Below are 18,485 nucleotides of genomic sequence, written 5' to 3'. Positions count from 1 at the left end.
AGGCCAAAAAAGCCAACCCGCTCAGGTTTAACTGCAGGTCAGTCAGGCTTCCCCAGCCGCGCCGCCGGCAGCGGCGCCCCCTCGGGAACTCCACCCCCACCCCCGTCCGACAGCTCCGCGAGGTACCGCGAGCGCGCCATCGGCTCGGCCCCGAGGCTCCGCACGTGCGGCCCGTCCCACTGGGCGTCGAGCAGCCGCCCGCCCGCCGCGGCGAACCGCGCCCCGAGGTCGGCGACGGCGACCCGGGCGGCGTCCGGGCGGCGGTGGAACATCGAGTCCAGGCTCAGCACCGGGCCGACCGCGATCCCGAACACCCCGCCGATCAGCTCCTCCCCCTCCCAGACCTCCCCGCTGTGCGCCGCCCCCAGCTCGTGCAGCCGCAGCAGGACGTCCGCCAACTCCCCGGTGAGCCAGACCGGTCGGCGCCCCTCGGAGCAGCCCGCCAGCACCCGTCCGAAGGCCCGGTCCGCGCTCGTCCACCACGAGGACCGGTTGCGCAGCCGCCGCGCCAGCCGGCTCCCGAGCCGGACGCCGTCGGGGGCGATCACCGGCCGGGGGTCGGGCGACCACCAGGCCAGCGCGTACGGGTCCGCCCCGCCCGGCAGCAGCGCCACCTCGCCCGCCTCGACCGCGTCCCCGTACACCGCCTCGTTGTACGCGCCGGCGTACACGTCCGCCGCCGGCAGCGGGAACAGCCCGCGCCGGTACGCCGCCAGCAGGCCCCCGGGGCCGAGAGCCCCGAGCGACCCGCCGAAGGCCACCGGGCCGTCCCCGGGCCCGCGCCGCACGTCCAGCCTCTCCAGCCCCGCCAACGCCTCCGTCCCCGACAGCCCCTCCGACCCTTCGAAGGGCCTCACGACGCCGCCGCCCGCAGGAAGCCCTCCCGCTCCAGCCCCGCCAGGTAGTGGTCGATCAACCCCGCCTCCACCGGCGGCAGTTCGATCCCGCTCCCGGCCAGCGCCGCGTCCGCGGCCGCCCGCTCGAACAGCGGGAACGTCGGCCGGAAGTACATCTCGCTGATCGACAGCGCCGCCCCCGGCGCCCGGTCCACGAACAGCGGGACGAAGGGCGCGATCGGGTGCGTCGGGTTCCCGGCGGCGAACCGGACCAGCCGCCGCACCCAGTCCCCGTACGGCAGTCGGGCGACCCGGTGGCCGCGGGCCCGCAGCCGCTCGGCGAGGTCGGCGAGGACGCCCGGCCGCGGGGAGGTGAGGTGGTAGACCTCTCCGGCGGCGGGCGCGTGGGCGGCGATATGGGCGACGGCGCGGGCGAAGCGGTCGGCGGGGACGAAGTCGAGCAGCAGCTGCACGTCCGGGCTGGTCCCGCTGTCGGCCAGGTAGGCGATCAGCGCGCACAGTTCGGTGCCGGTGTTCATCACCCCGCCCGCGAGGTCCCCGGTGACGTCGTTGGTGCGCAGCACGGTGACCGGCAGCCCGGCGGCGGCCGCGTTGTGCAGCAGCTGTTCGGCGACCCACTTGCTCTCGACGTAGCCGACGCCGAGCCGCTCCGGGTGGGCGAGCGGGGTCCGCTCGGTGACCTCGGCGATGCCGGCCGCGCCGAAGCCGGCCAGGACGGCGAGGGTGGAGAGGTAGTGCACCGGGATGCCCCGGCTGTGGCCGGCGAGCCGGACGACCTCGCGGGTGCCGCCGACGTTGGGCTGCCGCAACTGGTGGTACGGATAGAGGAAGTTGACCTGCCCGCCGAGGTGGTGGATCGCGTCCAGACGCCCGGCCAGCCAGTCGTACCGGCGGTCCGTCAGCCCGAGCCGCGGCCGGGCGAGGTCGCCGACCAGCGGCACCACCCGCCGGTCGGCGAGGTCGTGCCGCAGGAAGCGCTGCTGCGCCGCGCGCAGCCGTTCCAGCGCGTGTTCCTCGTCGGGTGCGCGGACCAGGCAGTGGATGCGCGCCCGGGTGGTGGCGAGCAGCGCGTCCAGCAGGTGGGCGCCGCAGAAGCCGGTGGCGCCGGTGAGCAGGATCTCGGCGGGGTCGGCGCGGGAGGGCGCCGGGTTCCAGGACTGCCGGGGGTCCTCGGTGAGCCGGGCCTCCGCGAACCAGTCGACGTCGGTGTCCCGTACGGCGCCGGCGGGGGCGTCCGTGCGCGCCGCCCGCAGCGCCTCCGCGAAGGCCCGCAGGACGGGCTCGCGCAGCAGCGCCCGGGTGAGTGCCCGCACCTGCCCGACGTCGACGCCGAACATGATCCGGGCCCGTGCCAGCATCTCCATGGCGAGCAGCGAGGTGCCGCCGAGCGCGAAGAAGTCGCCGTCCGGGCCGACGTGTTCGACGCCGATCAGCTCGGCCCACAGCTGCCCGACGGCCGCCTCGACCGCCCCGGCTCCCACCCGGTCGGGATCGGGCGCGGGGACGGGCACGGGCACGGGCACGGGGACGGGCACGGGCCCGGCCGCCTCGGCGCGCACCGGAGCGCGCGGCAACCACCCCCGGTCGATCTTCCCCGCCGCCGTGAGCGGCATCGCCTCCAGCGGCACGAACGCGGTCGGCACCAGGTACTCCGGCAGCCGCTCGGCCAGGAACGCCCGGATTCCGGCCGCCCCGCCGCTCGCCCCGGGGACGAGCGTGTAGTACGCCGTGAGCGCGCGGCCGCCGTCCGCCGCCTCGCCGCGGGCCGTGACCCCGGCCTGCCGGACGTCGGGGTGCGCGGCCAGGACGGCCTCGATCTCGGCCGGGTCCACCCGGTACCCGCGCACCTTCACCTGGTCGTCGAAGCGCCCGAGGATCTCCAGCTGCCCGTCCGCCCGCCACCGCCCGGCGTCGCCGGTGCGGTACATCCGCTCACCGGGCAGCAGCGCGTACGGGTCGGGCAGGAAGGACTCGGCGGTGAGCCCGGCCTGCCGCCAGTAGCCCCGGGCGAGGCCCGGTCCGCCGAGGTGGATCTGCCCCTTCTCGCCGGGCCGGACGGGGTGCAGCCGGGCGTCGAGCACGTGCACCCGCACGCCGGGCAGCGGCCGTCCGATCGGCACGGGGGCGACGGGGTTGCCCGCCGGCCCGCCACGGTGCGGCGCCCCGCCGAGCAGGTCCGCCGTGACCTCGCAGAGCGTCGAGGTCACGGCGGCCTCGGTGACCCCGTACGCGTTGACCAGCCGGGCGCCCGGCAGCCGCTCCAGGCCGCGGCGGCAGTCGTCGGCGTGCACGGAGTCCCCGCCGACCACCACCAGCCGCAGTTCCCGGGGGCCGGGCCCGCCGGGCGGGAGCAGGTCGAGCAGGTGGTGCCAGTAGGCGGGGGTGAAGTCGGCGACGGCCAGGCCCAGCCCGGGCAGCCGGCCGGCCAGTTCGGTGGGGGCCCAGGTGCCGCCCGCGCTCCCGCCGCCGAGCACCACCGTCGCACCCGCCAGCAGCGCGCCGAGCACCTGTTCCAGCGCGGTGTCGGCGCCCAGCGCGGCCAGGTGCAGGACGCGTTCACCGGGGCGCAGCCGGTACGCCTGGACGATCCGGTCGAGGGTGAACAGCAGTGCGCGGTGGGTGACGGGTACGCCCTTGGGGCGGCCGGTGGTCCCCGAGGTGTAGATCAGGTAGGCGAGGTCGTCGGGGACGGCGCCGTCGTCGCTCAGGAACTCCCCGACGTGCGGCAGCTCCCCCGCGTACGGCGAGTCCCCGGCGCGTGGTGAGCCCCCGACGTGCGGCAGCTCCCCCGCGTACGGTGAGCCCCCGGGGCCGCCGCCGCGCGGGTCGGGGACCGGGGCCGAGACCGGCACCCGGTCCGCCCCCGGAAAGCCCTCGCCGTCGGCGACCACCACCCGCGCCCCGCAGTCCTCGACCAGCCGGGCCAACCGCCGCCGGGGGTGGGCCGGGTCCAGCGGCAGGAAGGCCCCGCCCGCCTTGAGCACGGCCAGCCAGGCGGTCACCAGCCCGGCCCCGCGCTCCAGGCAGACCGGCACCACCTGCTCCGGACCGACCCCGCGGGCCCGCAGCGCGGCGGCCAACCGGTCGCTGCCCAGGTCGAGTTCGCGGTAGCTCAGCGTGGCGTCGTCGGCGACGACGGCGGCCGCCTCCGGGTCGTGCGCCGCCCGCGCGCGGAACAGTCCGTGCACCGTGTCCGCGAATCCGGCCGCCGCGCGCCGTACGGGGGTGCCCTCGGGGAAGCCCAGTTCGACCGGGTGCCACTCGCGCTCGACCCAGTCCCGGCAGTCAGCCCGTCCGGCCGGCCCGTGGACCTGCCACCAGCCCGCCGGAACGGTCAAGCCCCCCGGCCAGATCGCGTACTGACCGTCGTCGTTGCGGACCACGGCGTGACGACCGGAGCTCACATCCGTTCGTACGCCCTGTGCGCTGTCTGCTGCGTCGTCCACCGGCTTGACCTCGTGCTGTGGCGGCAGAATGCTTGGGAGTGCGACATTTCCGACTATACGCACTCCTGCCCCGTCGAGGACGTCCGGTCGCACCCCCACCGGACGCCTCACTGCTGCGCGAAAGCGCTCATCCGTCCCACCCGGGCCGGCGCCACACGCCCGACCCGGCCCGCCCTCGCCCGAACTCCCCCGCCCGACCGGCGGGGTGATGTCGTGGAGGAGGTAGCCTCGTTGACTCGCCGGTGCCGACGCCTGATGGTCTGTTACCTGCTCTGGATGGTGCTGTTCACCGGCATCTACTACGCGAATCCGGGCCAGCGGATCATCTGGTGGACGGGCATCGGCCTCGGCGGCGTCGCCGCCATCGTGGTCGGCGTCCGCCTCAACCGGCCCGCGCACGCGCGGTTCTGGTACGTGCTGGCGCTCGCCAACCTCAGCTTCACCGTGGGCGAGGTGATCCAGGCCGTCCAGTTGGACATCCTGCACCTGCCCAACCCGTTCCCGTCCGTCGCGGACGCCTTCTACCTCGCCGAGTACGTGCTGTACGCGGTCGGCGTGTTGGGCTTCATCCGCTGGCGCACGGCCCGTCAGGACCGCGCCGGGCTGCTCGACGCGCTCATCCCCACCATCGGGCTGGCCCTGCTCGCCTGGATCTACCTGATCCTCCCGTACGCCCGGAACCCGGACCTCGACTGGTTCCAGAAGGCCGTCTCGATCGCCTACCCGCTCGGCGACGTGGTCGTGCTCGCCCTGCTGCTGCGTCTGCTGACCCCGCGCGGGGGCACCTCCCGCTCGCTGCGGCTGCTCGCCTTCGGCTCGCTCGGCCTGCTGGTCTCCGACGTGCTGTACGGGCTGATCCAGCTGCACGGCACCTGGCACATCGGCACGCCCGTCGAACTCGGTTGGGCCGCCTTCTACACCGCCTGGGGCGCGGCGGCGCTGCACCCGTCGATGGTCGAGCTGACCCGGCCGGTGCCCACCCAGCAGCCGGACCCGAGCACCGCCCGGCTGGTGCTGCTCACCCTCGCCTCGCTGATCGCCCCGGCGATCCTGATCATCGAGGCGCTGGCCGGCAACACCGGCAACGCCGGGGTGATCGGCGCCTTCTCCGCGCTGCTCTACCTGCTGGTGCTGGCCCGGCTGGCGGTGGTGGCCTCCGCCCGTCGGCAGGCCGTGGCCCGTGAGCGGGCGCTGCGCGAGGCAGGCGCCCGGCTGACCGCGGCCGTCACCGTGGAGGAGGTGGCCGACGCCGTCCAGTCCGCCGCCTCCACCCTGATGCCGGCCGAGGCCGGGCACGTCGCCCTGCTCGCGGTGACCGAGGACGGCGTGCCGCACGTCCGGCACGCCGGGAGCGGCACCGCCCGGCGGATGCCGGGGGACGCCGCGCCGTCCGACCAGGTGCTCCGGCTCGCCGCCGCCCGGGAGACCCTGCTGCTGCCGGTGGCCGCCCTGGGCCTGGCCGCCGACGACCCGCCCGGCGCCCCGAAGGCCGGCGGCACGAAGGCCGACGGCACCGGACCCGATGCCGCCAGGCCCGGTGCCGCCCGCCCCGGCGGCATGCCGTACGCCCTGGTCTGCCCGCTCACCCTGGCCGAGCGCCCCTCCGGCGACCCGCTGATCGGCGCGCTCATCGTCACCGGCACCGAGCAGGAGCTGACCAGCCTCTGGAGCTCGCTGGAGATCCTCGCCGCCCAGGCGGCCCTGGCCGTCGAGCGGGTGGTGCTGAGCCAGGAGGTCACCCGCCGCAACAGCGAGCTGTACTTCCGCACCCTGGTGCAGAACTCCAGCGACGTCATCCTGATCCTCGACGCCGACGACGGCGTGCGCTACGCCTCCCCGTCCGCCGCGACGGTGCTCGGCCACCCGAACCTCACCGGCGCCCCGCTGACCGACCTCGTGCCGCCCGAGGACAGCCGGAAGGTCGGCAAGGCGCTGGCCCGGATGCGCGAGATGCGCGAGGCGGCCGACCAGCCCCGGGGCGAGCAGCCGCGCGAGCACTGGCGGCTGCTGCGCCAGGACCACACCCCGATCGAGGCCGAGGTCCGCTTCAACGACCTGCGCGCGGACCCGACCGTCGGCGCCCTGGTGCTCACCCTGCGCGACGTGACCGAGCAGCGGCAGATGGAGCGCGAGCTGACCCACCGGGCCTTCCACGACTCGCTGACCGGGCTGGCCAACCGGGTGCTGTTCCAGGACCGGGTCGGCCACGCGCTCTCCCGGGGCGAGCGCAGCGGGGCCATCACCGGGGTGCTCTTCATCGACCTGGACGACTTCAAGGTGGTCAACGACACCCAGGGCCACGCGGTCGGCGACGAGCTGCTGGTCGCCGTCTCGCTGCGGATCTCCACCGCGCTGCGCGCCTCCGACACCGCCGCCCGGCTCGGCGGCGACGAGTTCGCGGTGCTGGTGGAGGACGCGCGGCGGCCGGAGGACGTGGACACCATCGCGGACGGGGTGCTGGCGGTGTTCGCCGAGCCGTTCGGGCTCAAGTCGGGCGCGGTGCGGGTGACGGCCAGCGTCGGCGTGGCGACCACCGAGGACAGCGTGGACGCGACCGAGCTGCTCGCCCACGCCGACCTCGCGCTCTACGCCGCCAAGGCGGCCGGCCGCCGCCAGTGGCGCCACTACCGGCCGGCCCTGCAGACCGGGATGGTGGAGCGGCTCGAGCTGAACGAGCACCTGGACTCGGCGATCGCGGAGTCGGCCTTCCAGCTGTACTACCAGCCGATCGTCGACCTGCATTCGGGTGATCTGGTCGCCTTCGAGGCGCTGGTCCGCTGGCCGCACGACCGGCGCGGCATGGTGCTGCCCGACGAGTTCATCGCCCTCGCCGAGGAGAGCGGCCAGATCGTCCCGCTCGGCGCCTGGGTGCTGGAGCGCGCCGCCCAGGAGGTCGCCGCCTGGCAGGCCGCGAGCTCGGCGGTCCGGATGGCCGCCGGCCGGCCGCCGCTGCGGGTCAACGTCAACGTCTCCGCCCGGCAGTTCCGCGACGCCGGCTTCGTGGACGTGGTCCGCCGGGCGCTGGCCACCACCGGCATCGACCCGCGCACCCTCGTCCTGGAGCTCACCGAGTCCGTGCTGATGCGCCGCGACGACCGTATCCACTCCGACATGGCCACCTTGTCCGGCCTCGGCGTCGGCATCGCCATCGACGACTTCGGCACCGGCTACTCCTCGCTGTCCTACCTGCGCGAGTTCCCGATCTCCCTGCTCAAGATCGACAAATCCTTCATCGACGGGCTCGGCCACTCGCCCCAGCAGTACGCCCTGGTCGAGGGCATCACCCGGATCGCCGACACCCTCGGGGTCCAGGTGATCGCCGAGGGCATCGAGACCCCCGATCAGCGCGACCTGCTCACCGCCATGGGCTGCCCGCTTGGCCAGGGGTACCTCTTCGCCCACCCCATGGACTCCCCCAGGGCCCGCGCCCTGGTCCGCGGGACCGCCCACGAACTGACCTGAGGGGCGCGGCGCGGGGAGCCGGGGGGCCGGGAACGGCCCGCCGCGGCGAGGCGGCGGGCCGTCGTCGTCGGGCACGGTCCGGAATCAGCCCAGCGGCAGCTCCAGGCGGGACTCGCTGCCGCGCGGCGAGCCGACGGTGGTGGTGCTGATGACCTGGGCCCAGGCCACGGGCAGGTACAGCGGGTCGGCGCTGGTGACGACCAGCGCCAGCCGGTGTTCGGCCGCCACGTCGTACGAGGTGGCCTGGAGCTTCCAGCTGACGGTGGCGTCCTCGTCCGGGGTCAGCCCGGTCGCGGTGTACGGCTCGTGGGTGATGATCCGCGCGGTGCCGTCCGGGGCGATGTCGAACAGGTAGGCCACCAGGGTCGCGGTGTCCTTGGTGCTGCGTACCGTCAGCCGGACCTCCGCGGCGCCCCGGATGCGGCGGGCCGCGTCACCGCCCTGGGCCGTCAACGGCTCCGTCGACCAGGACAGCAGCCGCGACGACTCGAACTCCTCCGGGTCGTACCGCTTGGGGTTGCCGAACCACTCCTTCTCCCCGGTCTTGAGGAGTTCACCCGCGTTGGCCTCGGTCGGGTTGCCGGCGATGAAGTCCTGCGACCACCCGGCGGTCGGCTTGTCGCTCAGCGTGCCCTCGCCGGTGAGGTTCCACGTCTCGCCGCCGGTGGTGACCTCGCTCCAGGAGGAGTACGACTCGCGGTGCGCGGGGACGGTGATCCGCCTGCCACCGATGCCGGTGCCGGTGGTCTTGTAGGTGAACATGGACTGGTTGATCACCTTCGGCCAGGCAGGCACGTCGTTGGCGGCCCCGAGCAGGTGGTGGTCCAGCCAGTCGTAGGCCTCCTGGATCGGCACCGCCAGCCCGGGGAACGGCCAGCCCAGCGGCAGGCCCACCAGGCCGGGGCCCTCGGGGGCGCCGTGGTCGCCGATCCACAGGTTCAGGTGCTTCGGCACGGTGAGCGCCTCGAAGGTCTCGATCACCGGGCCGACCGGGAAGAGCGTCTCGTGCCAGGTGTTGGAGATGAAGGTGGGGATTCCGCGCTCGTTCGTCTTGTCGACATAGGTCTGCGGCGAGCGCTTGGTGCCCCAATCCACCACCTCGCCGAGCTCCACGCCGTTGCGGAAGTTGGTGAGGATCCGCTGACCCTCCTCGTCGAACTTCTCCTCCATCTTGCCGCCGGTGAAGCCGATCAGGGCCTCGACGGCCGCCAGGTGCCGGGTGTCGTTGTGGTAGAGGCTGGTGGCCAGGTTGCCCCAGGTGCTCAGGGCGACGACGGCGGCGACGCGGTTCTTCGGGTCGTGGGCGGCGACCAGCTGGCTGATCCCGGAGCCGTAGGACTCGCCGAGGAAGCCGATCTTGCTGGGGCCGAAGTACCGCTCCGCGAAGTCGATCACCTTCGAGCCGTCGGCCCAGTCCTTGTCGCCCCCGACGTCGATGCGGCCCCCGGAGGTCGACAGCCAGCCCTTGTAGCCGATCCCGCGCGGGGTGTACGCGAGGACGTGGTACCCCTTCTGCGCCAGCTTGAGGTACAGGTACAGGAAGGGCAGCCAGCCGAACGGGTTCCAGCCGGCCGGAACGATCACCGCCGGGTGGGGCTCGCCGTCGCGGAGCTTGATGGCGAGCCCCGACAGCCGGACGTCGCCGGCGCCGTCGATGCCGTGGAGGTCGGTCTCGGCCTTCGCCCGCACCTCCTCCACCAATTCCGCCAGCACCGGCGGCAGCTGCACCCCCGACTCACCCCGCAGCGCGGCGAGCAGTGCCTCGGCCACGCCGAGGGTGGCCGCGCTGGGGGTGAGGCCGTCGCCCCAGATGCCGTTGGTGGCGATGTCGGTGAGCGTGGCCTCGGTGATCGCCGGGATCGGCTCTCCGCTGATGCTGGTCATACCAACCACCCTTTCCGTGGACGGATTACTGACCGCATCCTGATCACATCCGAACGGAAGGAAACTGACCGTGTGTCAGATTCACCGATACGGGTGGAGCATTGGTCCAACTCCCGACAATGACAAGAGGGTTGTAGTATTCGCGCCCCCGACTTCCGTCCAGCGACCTCGCTCAGGACCGGAGCACGAGGGACCGGAGCTCGGCGGTGCACATCATGTAGCCGTCCGGGGTGGGCACATGGGCGAGGTAGTGGGCGAGGTCCGTGCCCAGCGAGAACACCCGCACCGGGGTGCCCGCGGCACGCGCGGACTCCACCACCCTGCGCACGCCGTCCAGGACGGCCGGGTGCCGGGTCTGGTAGGACTCCGCCACCAGGTGGTTGCCGCGGTCCGCGGCCAGGTAGAACTGCACCAGGTCCTTGACCCCGACGAACAGTTCACTGGCCCCGGCCGCGCAGATCTCCGCCGTGGCGTGCACCGCCGCCGGCGTCTCGATGAACGCGGACAGCGGCACCTCGGCCGGCAGCTCCAGGTGTGCCCTGAGCTGGGCGAACTCCCGCGCGTCGTTGAGGAACGGGACGGAGAGCTGCACCAGGCCGGCGTCCTCGCCGAGCCGCTCGCGCAGCGAACCGAGCATGGCGTGCAGCGCGTCCCGGTAGGCGGTCGACCCCAGCAGCCAGCGGGCGCCGTGCAGACCCAGTTCGGGGTTGGGCTCGACCGCGACCGGGGCCAGCTCGGTGACGCTGGCGGCGTGGTCGGAGCGCAGGTCCAGGAGCCTCAGGACCAGCCGCTGGCCGGGCAGCAGCGCCTCGACGAAGCCGCACAGCCGGTCCGCGAGGGCCCGCCCGTAGGCCGCCGCGTCCGCCGGGCCGCCCTCCAGGGCGTCGAGCGGGCTCAGCGCCGCCGCCAGACAGAGGAACTCCTCCCGGATGAAGAAGCAGTCGACCCGCTTCGCGTTCGGCCCGCAGGAGTTGATCGTCCGGATGTCCTGCATGTCCGCGATCACCGCGCAGGCCGAGCCGAGGTCGTCCAACGAGGGGCTCCCGGCCCCGGAGCCCGGGTCGCTCCCGGCGGCGGCGCCGGACTCGACCACGATCGACTCGCTGTCGAGGTCCAGCACCGCCTCACCGACCAGGTCGGCGAGGTCCGCCTCGTCGACCCGGAGCACCGGTATGCCCCTACCGCGGCAGAGGGACTGCATGTGGCCGGTGAGCCCGCCCGAACCGCAGACGACGGCGGCCGCCGCCACGATCGCCTCGTACAGGCCGGCGTGGAGGGAGGGGGCGACGAGGATGGATCCGTCGAGTGGACGTCTCGTGCGATTGCAGGTACCGCGCACTTCGCTCTGAATGCCACCGGTCAGCAGGGATCCCTGAATCCGTCGCCCGTTCAACTAGTCCTCCTGTTCTCCGGCGGTCGCCATTCCCAGCTGTCGACGCAGTTGTCGTGGTGTCACGGAAACATCGGTGAGCCGTTCGACCGCGACCCGGTTGACGACCGCCCTCATCAGGCGGTCGTGCCGGGCGGCGTCCGTCGGACGGGTCGGACGGTCACCCATGGACCGAATACGGGCGTCCAGCCGGGAATCGAGTAGTTCACGCTCGATCCGACCGCGCGAGGCCATTCTCCTGGCCTCCAGTAACACAGCGTCCTCGAATCCCTCCCGGACCGCTTCCTCCAGATTGCCAAGGGCTCCGCGGCGCCGGACCAGGCCCAGGGAGACCTCCTCGGACGAAACGTCCTCCTCCGGTTCCAGCCGCTCGAGCACGTGGGCGGCGACCGCGATCGAATGGTTCTTGATCGCGGCGAGGTTGAAGGTGAACGCACCCGTCCGGCCGTTGCGCACGATCTCGTCGCCCTCCCGCAGCGCGCCGACCGCGGAGACCGGCCCGGACTCCCCTCCGGAGCCCAGCAGCGCCCCCCGCCCGTCGACCTCCAGGCCGCGCCCGGTGCGCTCGTGGGGCACCGCGAGCCCGCGCCGCAGGAGGTTGCGCCACAGCGGCTGCTCGACCCTGGTGTAGTCCGACTCCCGGCCGAAGTTGGACACCACCAGGTCGGCCTCGATCGCGTGCTTCTCCTCCGCGGAGACGACCGACACCAGCAGCCGGCCCGACTCCGCCGGGACGACCGCCTCCACCCTGCCGACGACCAGCTCCACCGCCCCGTCCGTCCCGTCCGCCCGGTCCAGCGCCCGCTCGATGACCGCCATGGTGTACTCCAGCACCCCGACCCGCAGCGCGGCCAGCGCGGTGCCGAACTCGTCCAGCAAGCCGCGCAGTTCGGCGGTGGGAATGCGCTCGATGGCCTCGGGCAGGTGCGGCTCCCACGCCTTGACCACCCGCTCGGCGACCACCACCGGGGAGACCTCGGGATGCTCCCGGACGACCGTCGAGCACGCCGTGCCCCACTCGGCCCGGACCCGGTCGAGGAACTCCGCGCGGTTCCGGTACGGCTGCAACAGGGTCTTCGGACAGGGCAGGCTCAACACCCCGTGCTCGTGGCCGTCGGGGTACGTCCGGAACAGCGTCCCGGTCCTGGAGATCAGCTGGATCCTCCCGGTGTGGCCCCGGCGCAGCAGGAGGCCCGCCGAGTCGTAGGCGCTCAGGACGGAACCGACGATCGCGACGTCCGCCCCGGAGGGGAGCGAGACGAGCTTGCGGATCCCGGCCTCGGAGTACGGGTTGCGGATGAAGGACGCGTGCGTACGGACCTCGGAGGCGAAGGCCGGCTCCCGGAGTTCGAGGCCGGTCGCCAGGACGACGTGGTCGGCGCGGAGCACGGCCACCGCCGGGGGCCCGTCGGGGGCCGGCCGTTCGACCGTCACGTCGACGCCGGTGGGGCCGACCTCCAGATCGACCGCGTCGCCGTCCGCCTCGACGAGCACCACCCCCGGACGGGCTTCGCGTCTCGCCTCGGCCAGCCGGTCGTCCAGGTAGTCCTGGAAGATCCGCCGGGGCGCCGGACCCTGCTCGACGAACCGGAGCCCGGCCCAGGGCTCCGGCCAACCACCGCGGTCCGCCTCGTGGTTGGCCCAGCGGACGAAGTCCAGGACGTCCTCGCGGAACACCGACATCCGGCCGGCCTGGATGTTGAACACGTAGTCCCAGGGGTTGCCGTCCCGGTGGTAGGCGACGCCCGCGGAGCGGTAGTCGGAGCGCCGCTCCAGCAGGACGACCTCCAGCGGTCTGCGTGCGAAGCAGAGCAGCCGGATCGCCGTGGCGGTGCCGGCCAGGCCCGCCCCGACTATGAGGACTCTCGGACGCGTACCAGATCGACTCATGGTCAAGCCTTCCCGTCGAGGGATGGGAACCCGGCTCCGCCGTCCCGGGCACCGGGCGCAAAGGTCTGCTGAGGAAGTGTGACGCGGAAGGAGTGCCCAGGGTCCCGGAACGGCCGAATGAGGGCCGCCCGTCCCGCCCCGGCAGCAGGGGCGGAGGGCGGGACGTCGACGGCCCACCGCCGGGCAGGCGGTGGGCCGTTGAGGGTTCGCCGGATCGATCGGCCCCGAACTCCGGGCCTGGCCGGACTACGGGTGCGCGGCGGCCCGGTCGGACTCGCTGCGCAGCACGCAGAACTCGTTCCCCTCGGGATCGGCGAGGATTGCCCAACCCGAGCCGTCGGGATTCCGGTGATCGGCGACGAAGCCGGCGCCGAGCCCCAGCAGCCGCTCCACCTCCTGGTCGCGCGAGGTCAAGGGCCGCAGGCAGAGGTGCACCCGGTTCTTGACCGTCTTCGCCTCGGGCACCTGGTTGAAGTACAGCACCAGGCCGTCCGACAGCGGCACCTGTGTCTCCCGGTCCCCCGGCCGGCTGTCCGGATCCAGCGGCTTGCCCGTCACCCCGCTCCAGAACCGCGCCAGCCCATGGGCGTCCGCGCAGTCGATCGCCACGTTCTGCAGTACCGAAACCATGGGCGCGAGTCTTCCCGATCACCGCGCCGGACGCCACCGCCTCGCGCACGTCCTCCCGGCTCCCGTCGCTCCGGCCCCGCGAGGAGCCGCGGACGGCCGGTCTGGTTGGATGCGGACATGAACAGCGCCGCCCATCCGGAATCAGGTCTCTCGAAGAGCGTCTGGAGCGACGCCGACTTCGAGGAGATGGGCTGGCACGACGCCACCGTCCACGGCCTGTACGTGCAGCAGGGTGACGAGTTCGAGGCCCGACTCCTCCTCGACCTCGACTACGTCGTCCGCTGGGTCGACCCGGTCCGGCCCGCGAAGACCTTCTCCTTCTGGGTCGCCCCCGCGACGCTCGTCTTCGACGGGGTGTGGGACCTCGAGGGCGGTCTCGACTACAGGAAGACCGCCCCGGAGCTGGAGATCGCCGACCTGCACCGGCAGGCCCCGGACGACGACTACCGGGATTCGTCGCACTGGCACGTCGAGGGCCACTCCTTCGACCTGCGATTCCGCGCGTCGGGCTTCCGCCAGTACTTCCGCGAGGCCCCGCGGCTCTCGCCGGGCCCGGTCCTCTCCCACACCGAGCGCGGAGGCTGCCGCTTCACCGAGGCCGGCTTCGCCTGAGCGGGCCCGCCGACCGGGGCCGGCCCGGGCGGCCCTCAGAGCCGGTGCAGCGCCGCCTCGCAGAGCCGGCACCGCTGCTGCTCCAGCTCGGGCGGGTACCACGGCTCGCCGGGTCGGACGGGGCGGTAGTGGGCGTGCTCCATCGGGGCGGTGTCCAGTCCGCAGAGGGTGCGCGCCTGTGGGTCCTCCGGGACGTCCGGGTCCTGGCCGGCGGCGTGCACCGCGACCACGCCCGGCCCGACACCCTCGGGGCCGAGGGTCTGGTCCGGGCCCAGTTCGAAGAGGACGACGATCGAGGCCACGGTCCCACCGTGGCGGGCGGCGGCCGCCCGCGCATTTCGATCTTCACCCGGCCGGGGCCCCGGGCCGCCACCTGCGGTGGTGGGAGCCGCCGGGCCCGCGACCTGTCGCAGCGGTGGCCGCGTGCCCCAGGATGACAGCGCACGCCCCGACCCGAGCCCAGCAACCGACCGACCGACCGACCGACCGGACGAACCCGAGGAGCCGCACCATGGACATCGCACGCCGTGATCTTCTCAAGTGGGCCGCGGGAACCGGCGGTTCCGCGCTCGCCGCCGGCCTCGCCCTGCCGGGCACCGCCCGGGCCGCCGCCGGCACCACCACCCCGCGCGGCCTGCCGACCGACAGGTGGATGAGCCGACTGGACGGCGGCCTCTCCGTGCTCGGCCTCACCGTCCCCGGCACCCACGACTCCTGCTGCCAGAACCCCGCCTACGGCACCGAGTGGTCGCACACCCAGAACTGGGGAATCCCCCAGCAGCTGACCGAGGGCGTCCGCTTCCTCGACATCCGCTGCAACGGCCTCCAGGACGCACCCGACGAGCTCGGGATCTACCACTCCGACAGCTACCAGCACATCCGGCTCCAGGACGTGCTCGACCAGTGCCGGGCCTTCCTGCGGTCGCAACCCGGCGAGACCGTCCTGATGCGCCTGCGCAACGAGCGCGCCGGCGGCCAGGCGCTCGACGACGCCGAGTTCATGCGGCGGGTCAACCACTACCTCGACGACCTGGGCTACCGCGGCCTGTTCCACTTCTACGGGTGGCCGACCCTCGCCACCGCCCGCGGCAAGATCGTCCTGATCGCCGACTTCGCCAACCCCTGGGGCCTGATCGACTGGTCCAGCGGCGAGAACGGCTACTTCGACACCCAGGACCTCTGGCAGACCGGCGGCCTCGATCCGCTGGGGACGAAGGGCCAGCGGATCGTCGCCCAGTTCGACAGGGCCTTCCTCAACCCGACCTACCCGAAGATGTTCGTCAACTTCCTTTCGTACGCCGGAGGTTACTGGCCGAAAACCAGCTCGCAGGCCCTGATGGACCGCACGGTCTACCCGTACCTGAGCGCCCGCACCCAGCAGCGCGCCCGGTTCGGCATCGTGCCGATGGACTTCCCGGACTTCCACGTCAATGTGCTGCAGATGCTGATCGACAAGAATTTCATCTGAGCCTCGCCGTCCGCATCGGCCCGGGGATGTAAATCCGTGGGCCAATGCGGGGTGACGGAGGATCAATCGGTGGGCGGATGCTGCCCGCCCGGCCCCCGTGACAGCGTTCCGCGCATGGACACCACGCCGCTGGACACCACGTCGCCGGACACCACGCCGACCGCCTCCCCTTCCGGACCGACCCGCCGCCGGGTGCTGGGCGCCGCCCTCGCGCTGGGCGCCGTCGCTCCGCTGGGCCTCGCCCGCACCGCCTCGGCCGCCACCGAGCCCGCCGCCTCCGGCGCCGCCGCCCCCTCCCGGCTCACCCTGCCCGCGCCGACCGGCCCGTTCCCGGTGGGCATGGTGCCGTTGCACCTGCGCGACGAGTCCCGGCTGGACCCGAACGCCAGGCCCGGACGGTTCCGCGAGCTGATGGCCACCGTCTGGTACCCGGCCCGGGCCGCGGACGCCGACTCGTACCCGCCGGCGCCCTGGATGACCGAGGGCGCCCTGAAGGCCTTCCTCGACGACGCCGGCTACCCGCTGCCCCTCTCGCTCGCCCCGCTCACCTCGGGCCACCAGGGCGCGCCCGTCCACCGGTCCGGCCGGCCGCTGCCCATCGTCCTCTACTCGCACGGCGCGGGCAGCCACCGCGCCGACCACACCGTCGTGGTCCAGGAGTTGGCCAGCCACGGCTTCGCCGTCGTCACCGTCGACCACACCCACGACGGGTTCACCGAGTTCCCGGACGGCACCGTCGTCACCCGGGACGCCGCCTCCCCGGGGCTGTACCCGAGGGACTACGCCGCCGACCTGCTCTTCCTGCTCGACCAGGTCGTCGGTCTGGCCGCCGGACGCAACCCGGACGTCGACGGCCGCACCCTGCCGGCCGGCCTGCTCGGCGGTCTGGACGCGCGGAACATCGGCGCCTTCGGCTGGTCCAAGGGGGGCACCGGCACCGCCCTCGCCATGGTCGCCGACCGTCGCATCCGCGCCGGGCTCTCGCTGGACGGGCCGATGGCCTGCAACCCCGCCATCACCACCGACATCGACCGGCCGTTCATGATGATGACCGCCGACTTCGCCCGGGCCACCAACCCGTACGCCGAGACCTTCTGGGGCCACCTGCGCGGCTGGCGCCTCGACGTCCAGGCCACCGGCGCCGTGCACGGCTCGTACGGCGACACCATGACGCTGATCCCCCAGGCGGGCAGGCTGCTCGGCATGACCGAGCAGCAGATCCAGTCCCAGGTGGGCACCCTCGACCCGCGGCGCGGGATCCTCGTCCAACAGGCCTACCCGCTCGCCTTCTTCGACCTCCACCTGCGCGGCCGCCACCACGGCAAGCTGCTCGACGGCCCGTCGAAGGCCTTCCCCGAGGTCGTCTACCACCCGTAGGCCGCCGGCGGACACGACGGCGGGCGGCCGGCACGGGGGTGCGGCCGCCCGCCGGGCGGGTCCCGGCCCGCCTCCCGGCTCCCCGGTGGCTACGCCCGCGTGAAGGCGCGCTGCTCGCTCCCCCTCGGCTCGCCGCCCAGCGTGGCCACCTGCCGTCCCCCGCGCACCTCCTGCAGGTAGATCCGGCAGTCGGCCCCGTGGCCGGAGTCCCGCAGGGTCACGAAGACCCCCGACCCGGCGTCGTCCACGCTCCCGGTTTCCCACGTCCCCTGGTACGCGCGGAGCGGATCGGTCCTGGCGGTACCCGTCAGACAGGAGTGACCGTCGAGCCGCACCTCCCCGAGCGTCCCGTCCTCGCGCAGCTCGATCACCTCGTCCCGCGCGGCCCAGCGGCCCACGTAGTCCCTCGCCTCGGGCCCGCCCGGCTTGAGCTTCAGGTAGGCGGTCACGCCGACGATCAGCAGAAGACCCACCAGCAGGACCACCCCCTCCCGCGACTTCAGCGCGTCCCGCACGCCCATGGCTCCCACCCTCCCCTGGAAACGGCCCGGGACCGCGCCGGCTCGAAGCCGGCCCGGTCCCGCGTACGGTATCGAGGATGTCCCACCCGACCCCCACCCGGCCACGGCCTTTCCGGTGTGCTCCGGGCCCACCGCCGGTGTCCCGGCTTCGGGTGGTGCTTCGGCTGGTGCTTCGGGTGGTTCCGCCGGGTGCGGCCGGTGCGGTCGCGACCGCTCAGGACTCGACCCGAACCTTCGGGTTGATAGTGCAGAAGTAGACCCGGCCGGCCTGCTTGTCGAAGTAGAAGCTCCCCGAGTACTGGGTCCGGGTGATCGACTCGTCGAAGGCCTTGCTGTGGAGCCACCTGGTCGGGTCACCCACCTCGGCGGTGATCTCCTCCGGGACACCGCAAGCGATGGGGATCTCCTCCCACCTCCCGCTCGACGTGATCGCCACCAACGTCGCCGGCTCGACCTGCGCCACCCCTTCCAGGCTCACATCCGTCGGCCCGGGGACCTCCGGCCTGGTGTTCAGCGTCAGCACCCGGCTGACCCACGTGGCCGCAGACAGCGAACCCAACTGCGGGAAACGGCGCTTCAGCGGTTCGAGGTCCGTCCTCACCTGCGCCGGAGTCGTGGCGGCGGTAGTCGGCCGGTGCTCCGCGCCTTTCCCGGTTCCTCCGGCCTGCGGTCCGGCCCCACAACCTGCGGAAAGCAACAGCATCGCGGGCACCAACGCCAGAGCCACGGCCGCACTTCGCCGACTCGTCATCATGTAGCTCATGAGCTTGTGACTCTTTCTCACGAGTGAATCCCCATCGAAGAATTGGCAAGCCCTTGACAGATTTCCGTCCGAGGTTCTCGCCGAACACTGGTGGGGGGGGGGGCCCCCCCCCCCCCCCCCCCCCCCCCCCCCCCCCCCCCCCCCCGCCCCACCCCCCCCCCCCCGCGGCCCCCACCCCCCCCCCC

13 protein-coding genes are annotated in these 18,485 nt (G+C 73.4%); 4 read left to right on the top strand and 9 right to left on the bottom strand.

Annotation, left to right across the window (positions count from 1 at the left end):
- Window positions 1-38 precede the first annotated feature (38 nt).
- On the bottom strand, window positions 39-857 hold the full coding sequence (locus ACGF0D_RS02985; RefSeq protein WP_392913737.1) for a leucyl/phenylalanyl-tRNA--protein transferase: 819 nt from the start codon (window positions 855-857) through the stop codon (window positions 39-41).
- Complete coding sequence (locus ACGF0D_RS02980) at window positions 854-4,303, bottom strand: amino acid adenylation domain-containing protein (RefSeq protein ID WP_392913736.1); 3,450 nt, start codon at window positions 4,301-4,303, stop codon at window positions 854-856. The genes ACGF0D_RS02985 and ACGF0D_RS02980 overlap by 4 nt, the downstream gene beginning before the upstream one ends.
- A 231-nt stretch (window positions 4,304-4,534) precedes the next feature.
- On the opposite strand from ACGF0D_RS02980, the gene ACGF0D_RS02975 reads away from it, so the two are divergent.
- Window positions 4,535-7,765: an EAL domain-containing protein gene (locus ACGF0D_RS02975; RefSeq protein ID WP_392913735.1), complete on the top strand. Its 3,231-nt coding sequence runs from the start codon at window positions 4,535-4,537 to the stop codon at window positions 7,763-7,765.
- 84 nt (window positions 7,766-7,849) lie between these two features.
- Here ACGF0D_RS02975 and ACGF0D_RS02970 read toward each other — a convergent pair whose 3' ends face one another.
- From ACGF0D_RS02970 to ACGF0D_RS02955, 4 genes are all read right to left on the bottom strand, one after another.
- Window positions 7,850-9,649 carry an alpha/beta fold hydrolase gene (locus ACGF0D_RS02970; RefSeq protein ID WP_392913734.1) on the bottom strand — a complete coding sequence of 600 codons (1,800 nt, stop codon included), beginning with the start codon at window positions 9,647-9,649 and terminating at the stop codon, window positions 7,850-7,852.
- Window positions 9,650-9,821: 172 nt separating this feature from the next.
- Entirely contained in the window at window positions 9,822-11,042 is a 1,221-nt protein-coding gene (locus ACGF0D_RS02965; RefSeq protein WP_392913733.1) for a putative PEP-binding protein, read from the bottom strand.
- The gene (locus ACGF0D_RS02960) at window positions 11,043-12,929 is read right to left on the bottom strand and encodes an FAD/NAD(P)-binding protein (RefSeq protein WP_392913732.1); all 1,887 of its coding nucleotides are present in this window, start codon (window positions 12,927-12,929) and stop codon (window positions 11,043-11,045) included. It lies immediately after the preceding gene.
- Between the two features lie 246 nt (window positions 12,930-13,175).
- Window positions 13,176-13,559, bottom strand: coding sequence for a VOC family protein (locus ACGF0D_RS02955; protein ID WP_392872396.1), 384 nt, complete (start codon window positions 13,557-13,559; stop codon window positions 13,176-13,178).
- A gap of 117 nt (window positions 13,560-13,676) precedes the next feature.
- On the opposite strand from ACGF0D_RS02955, the gene ACGF0D_RS02950 reads away from it, so the two are divergent.
- A complete protein-coding gene (locus tag ACGF0D_RS02950) occupies window positions 13,677-14,171 on the top strand; it encodes a hypothetical protein (protein ID WP_392913731.1) in 495 nt (164 codons plus the stop codon).
- Between the two features lie 35 nt (window positions 14,172-14,206).
- Here the strand turns inward: ACGF0D_RS02950 and ACGF0D_RS02945 are convergent, their stop codons facing one another.
- Window positions 14,207-14,473, bottom strand: a complete 267-nt coding sequence (locus ACGF0D_RS02945; protein WP_392872402.1) for a hypothetical protein — start codon at window positions 14,471-14,473, stop codon at window positions 14,207-14,209.
- Window positions 14,474-14,682: 209 nt separating this feature from the next.
- Between ACGF0D_RS02945 and ACGF0D_RS02940 the strand changes: the two genes are divergently transcribed.
- Window positions 14,683-15,639, top strand: coding sequence for a phosphatidylinositol-specific phospholipase C domain-containing protein (locus tag ACGF0D_RS02940; RefSeq protein ID WP_392913730.1), 957 nt, complete (start codon window positions 14,683-14,685; stop codon window positions 15,637-15,639).
- Window positions 15,640-15,753: 114 nt separating this feature from the next.
- Window positions 15,754-17,016 carry an alpha/beta hydrolase family protein gene (locus ACGF0D_RS02935; protein ID WP_392913729.1) on the top strand — a complete coding sequence of 421 codons (1,263 nt, stop codon included), beginning with the start codon at window positions 15,754-15,756 and terminating at the stop codon, window positions 17,014-17,016.
- Window positions 17,017-17,105: 89 nt separating this feature from the next.
- Here ACGF0D_RS02935 and ACGF0D_RS02930 read toward each other — a convergent pair whose 3' ends face one another.
- On the bottom strand, window positions 17,106-17,537 hold the full coding sequence (locus tag ACGF0D_RS02930) for a hypothetical protein (RefSeq protein WP_392913728.1): 432 nt from the start codon (window positions 17,535-17,537) through the stop codon (window positions 17,106-17,108).
- A gap of 214 nt (window positions 17,538-17,751) precedes the next feature.
- On the bottom strand, window positions 17,752-18,138 hold the full coding sequence (locus tag ACGF0D_RS02925) for a hypothetical protein (protein ID WP_392913726.1): 387 nt from the start codon (window positions 18,136-18,138) through the stop codon (window positions 17,752-17,754).
- Between the last annotated feature and the right edge of the window lie 347 nt (window positions 18,139-18,485).

The organism is Kitasatospora sp. NPDC048298 (assembly GCF_043201465.1).
In the GTDB taxonomy this organism is placed as follows: domain Bacteria; phylum Actinomycetota; class Actinomycetes; order Streptomycetales; family Streptomycetaceae; genus Kitasatospora.
The sequence above is the reverse complement of the archived record's forward strand: the minus strand, read 5'-3'. Positions and strand labels throughout refer to the sequence as shown.

Excerpts from the sequence above, each read along its gene's own strand:
- ACGF0D_RS02970 (WP_392913734.1), bottom strand. The coding sequence starts at position 9,649 with ATGACCAGCATCAGCGGAGAGCCGATCCCGGCGATCACCGAGGCCACG.
- ACGF0D_RS02960 (WP_392913732.1), bottom strand. The coding sequence starts at position 12,929 with ATGAGTCGATCTGGTACGCGTCCGAGAGTCCTCATAGTCGGGGCGGGC.
- ACGF0D_RS02955 (WP_392872396.1), bottom strand. The coding sequence starts at position 13,559 with ATGGTTTCGGTACTGCAGAACGTGGCGATCGACTGCGCGGACGCCCAT.
- ACGF0D_RS02950 (WP_392913731.1), top strand. The coding sequence starts at position 13,677 with ATGAACAGCGCCGCCCATCCGGAATCAGGTCTCTCGAAGAGCGTCTGG.
- ACGF0D_RS02940 (WP_392913730.1), top strand. The coding sequence starts at position 14,683 with ATGGACATCGCACGCCGTGATCTTCTCAAGTGGGCCGCGGGAACCGGC.
- ACGF0D_RS02935 (WP_392913729.1), top strand. The coding sequence starts at position 15,754 with ATGGACACCACGCCGCTGGACACCACGTCGCCGGACACCACGCCGACC.
- ACGF0D_RS02930 (WP_392913728.1), bottom strand. The coding sequence starts at position 17,537 with ATGGGCGTGCGGGACGCGCTGAAGTCGCGGGAGGGGGTGGTCCTGCTG.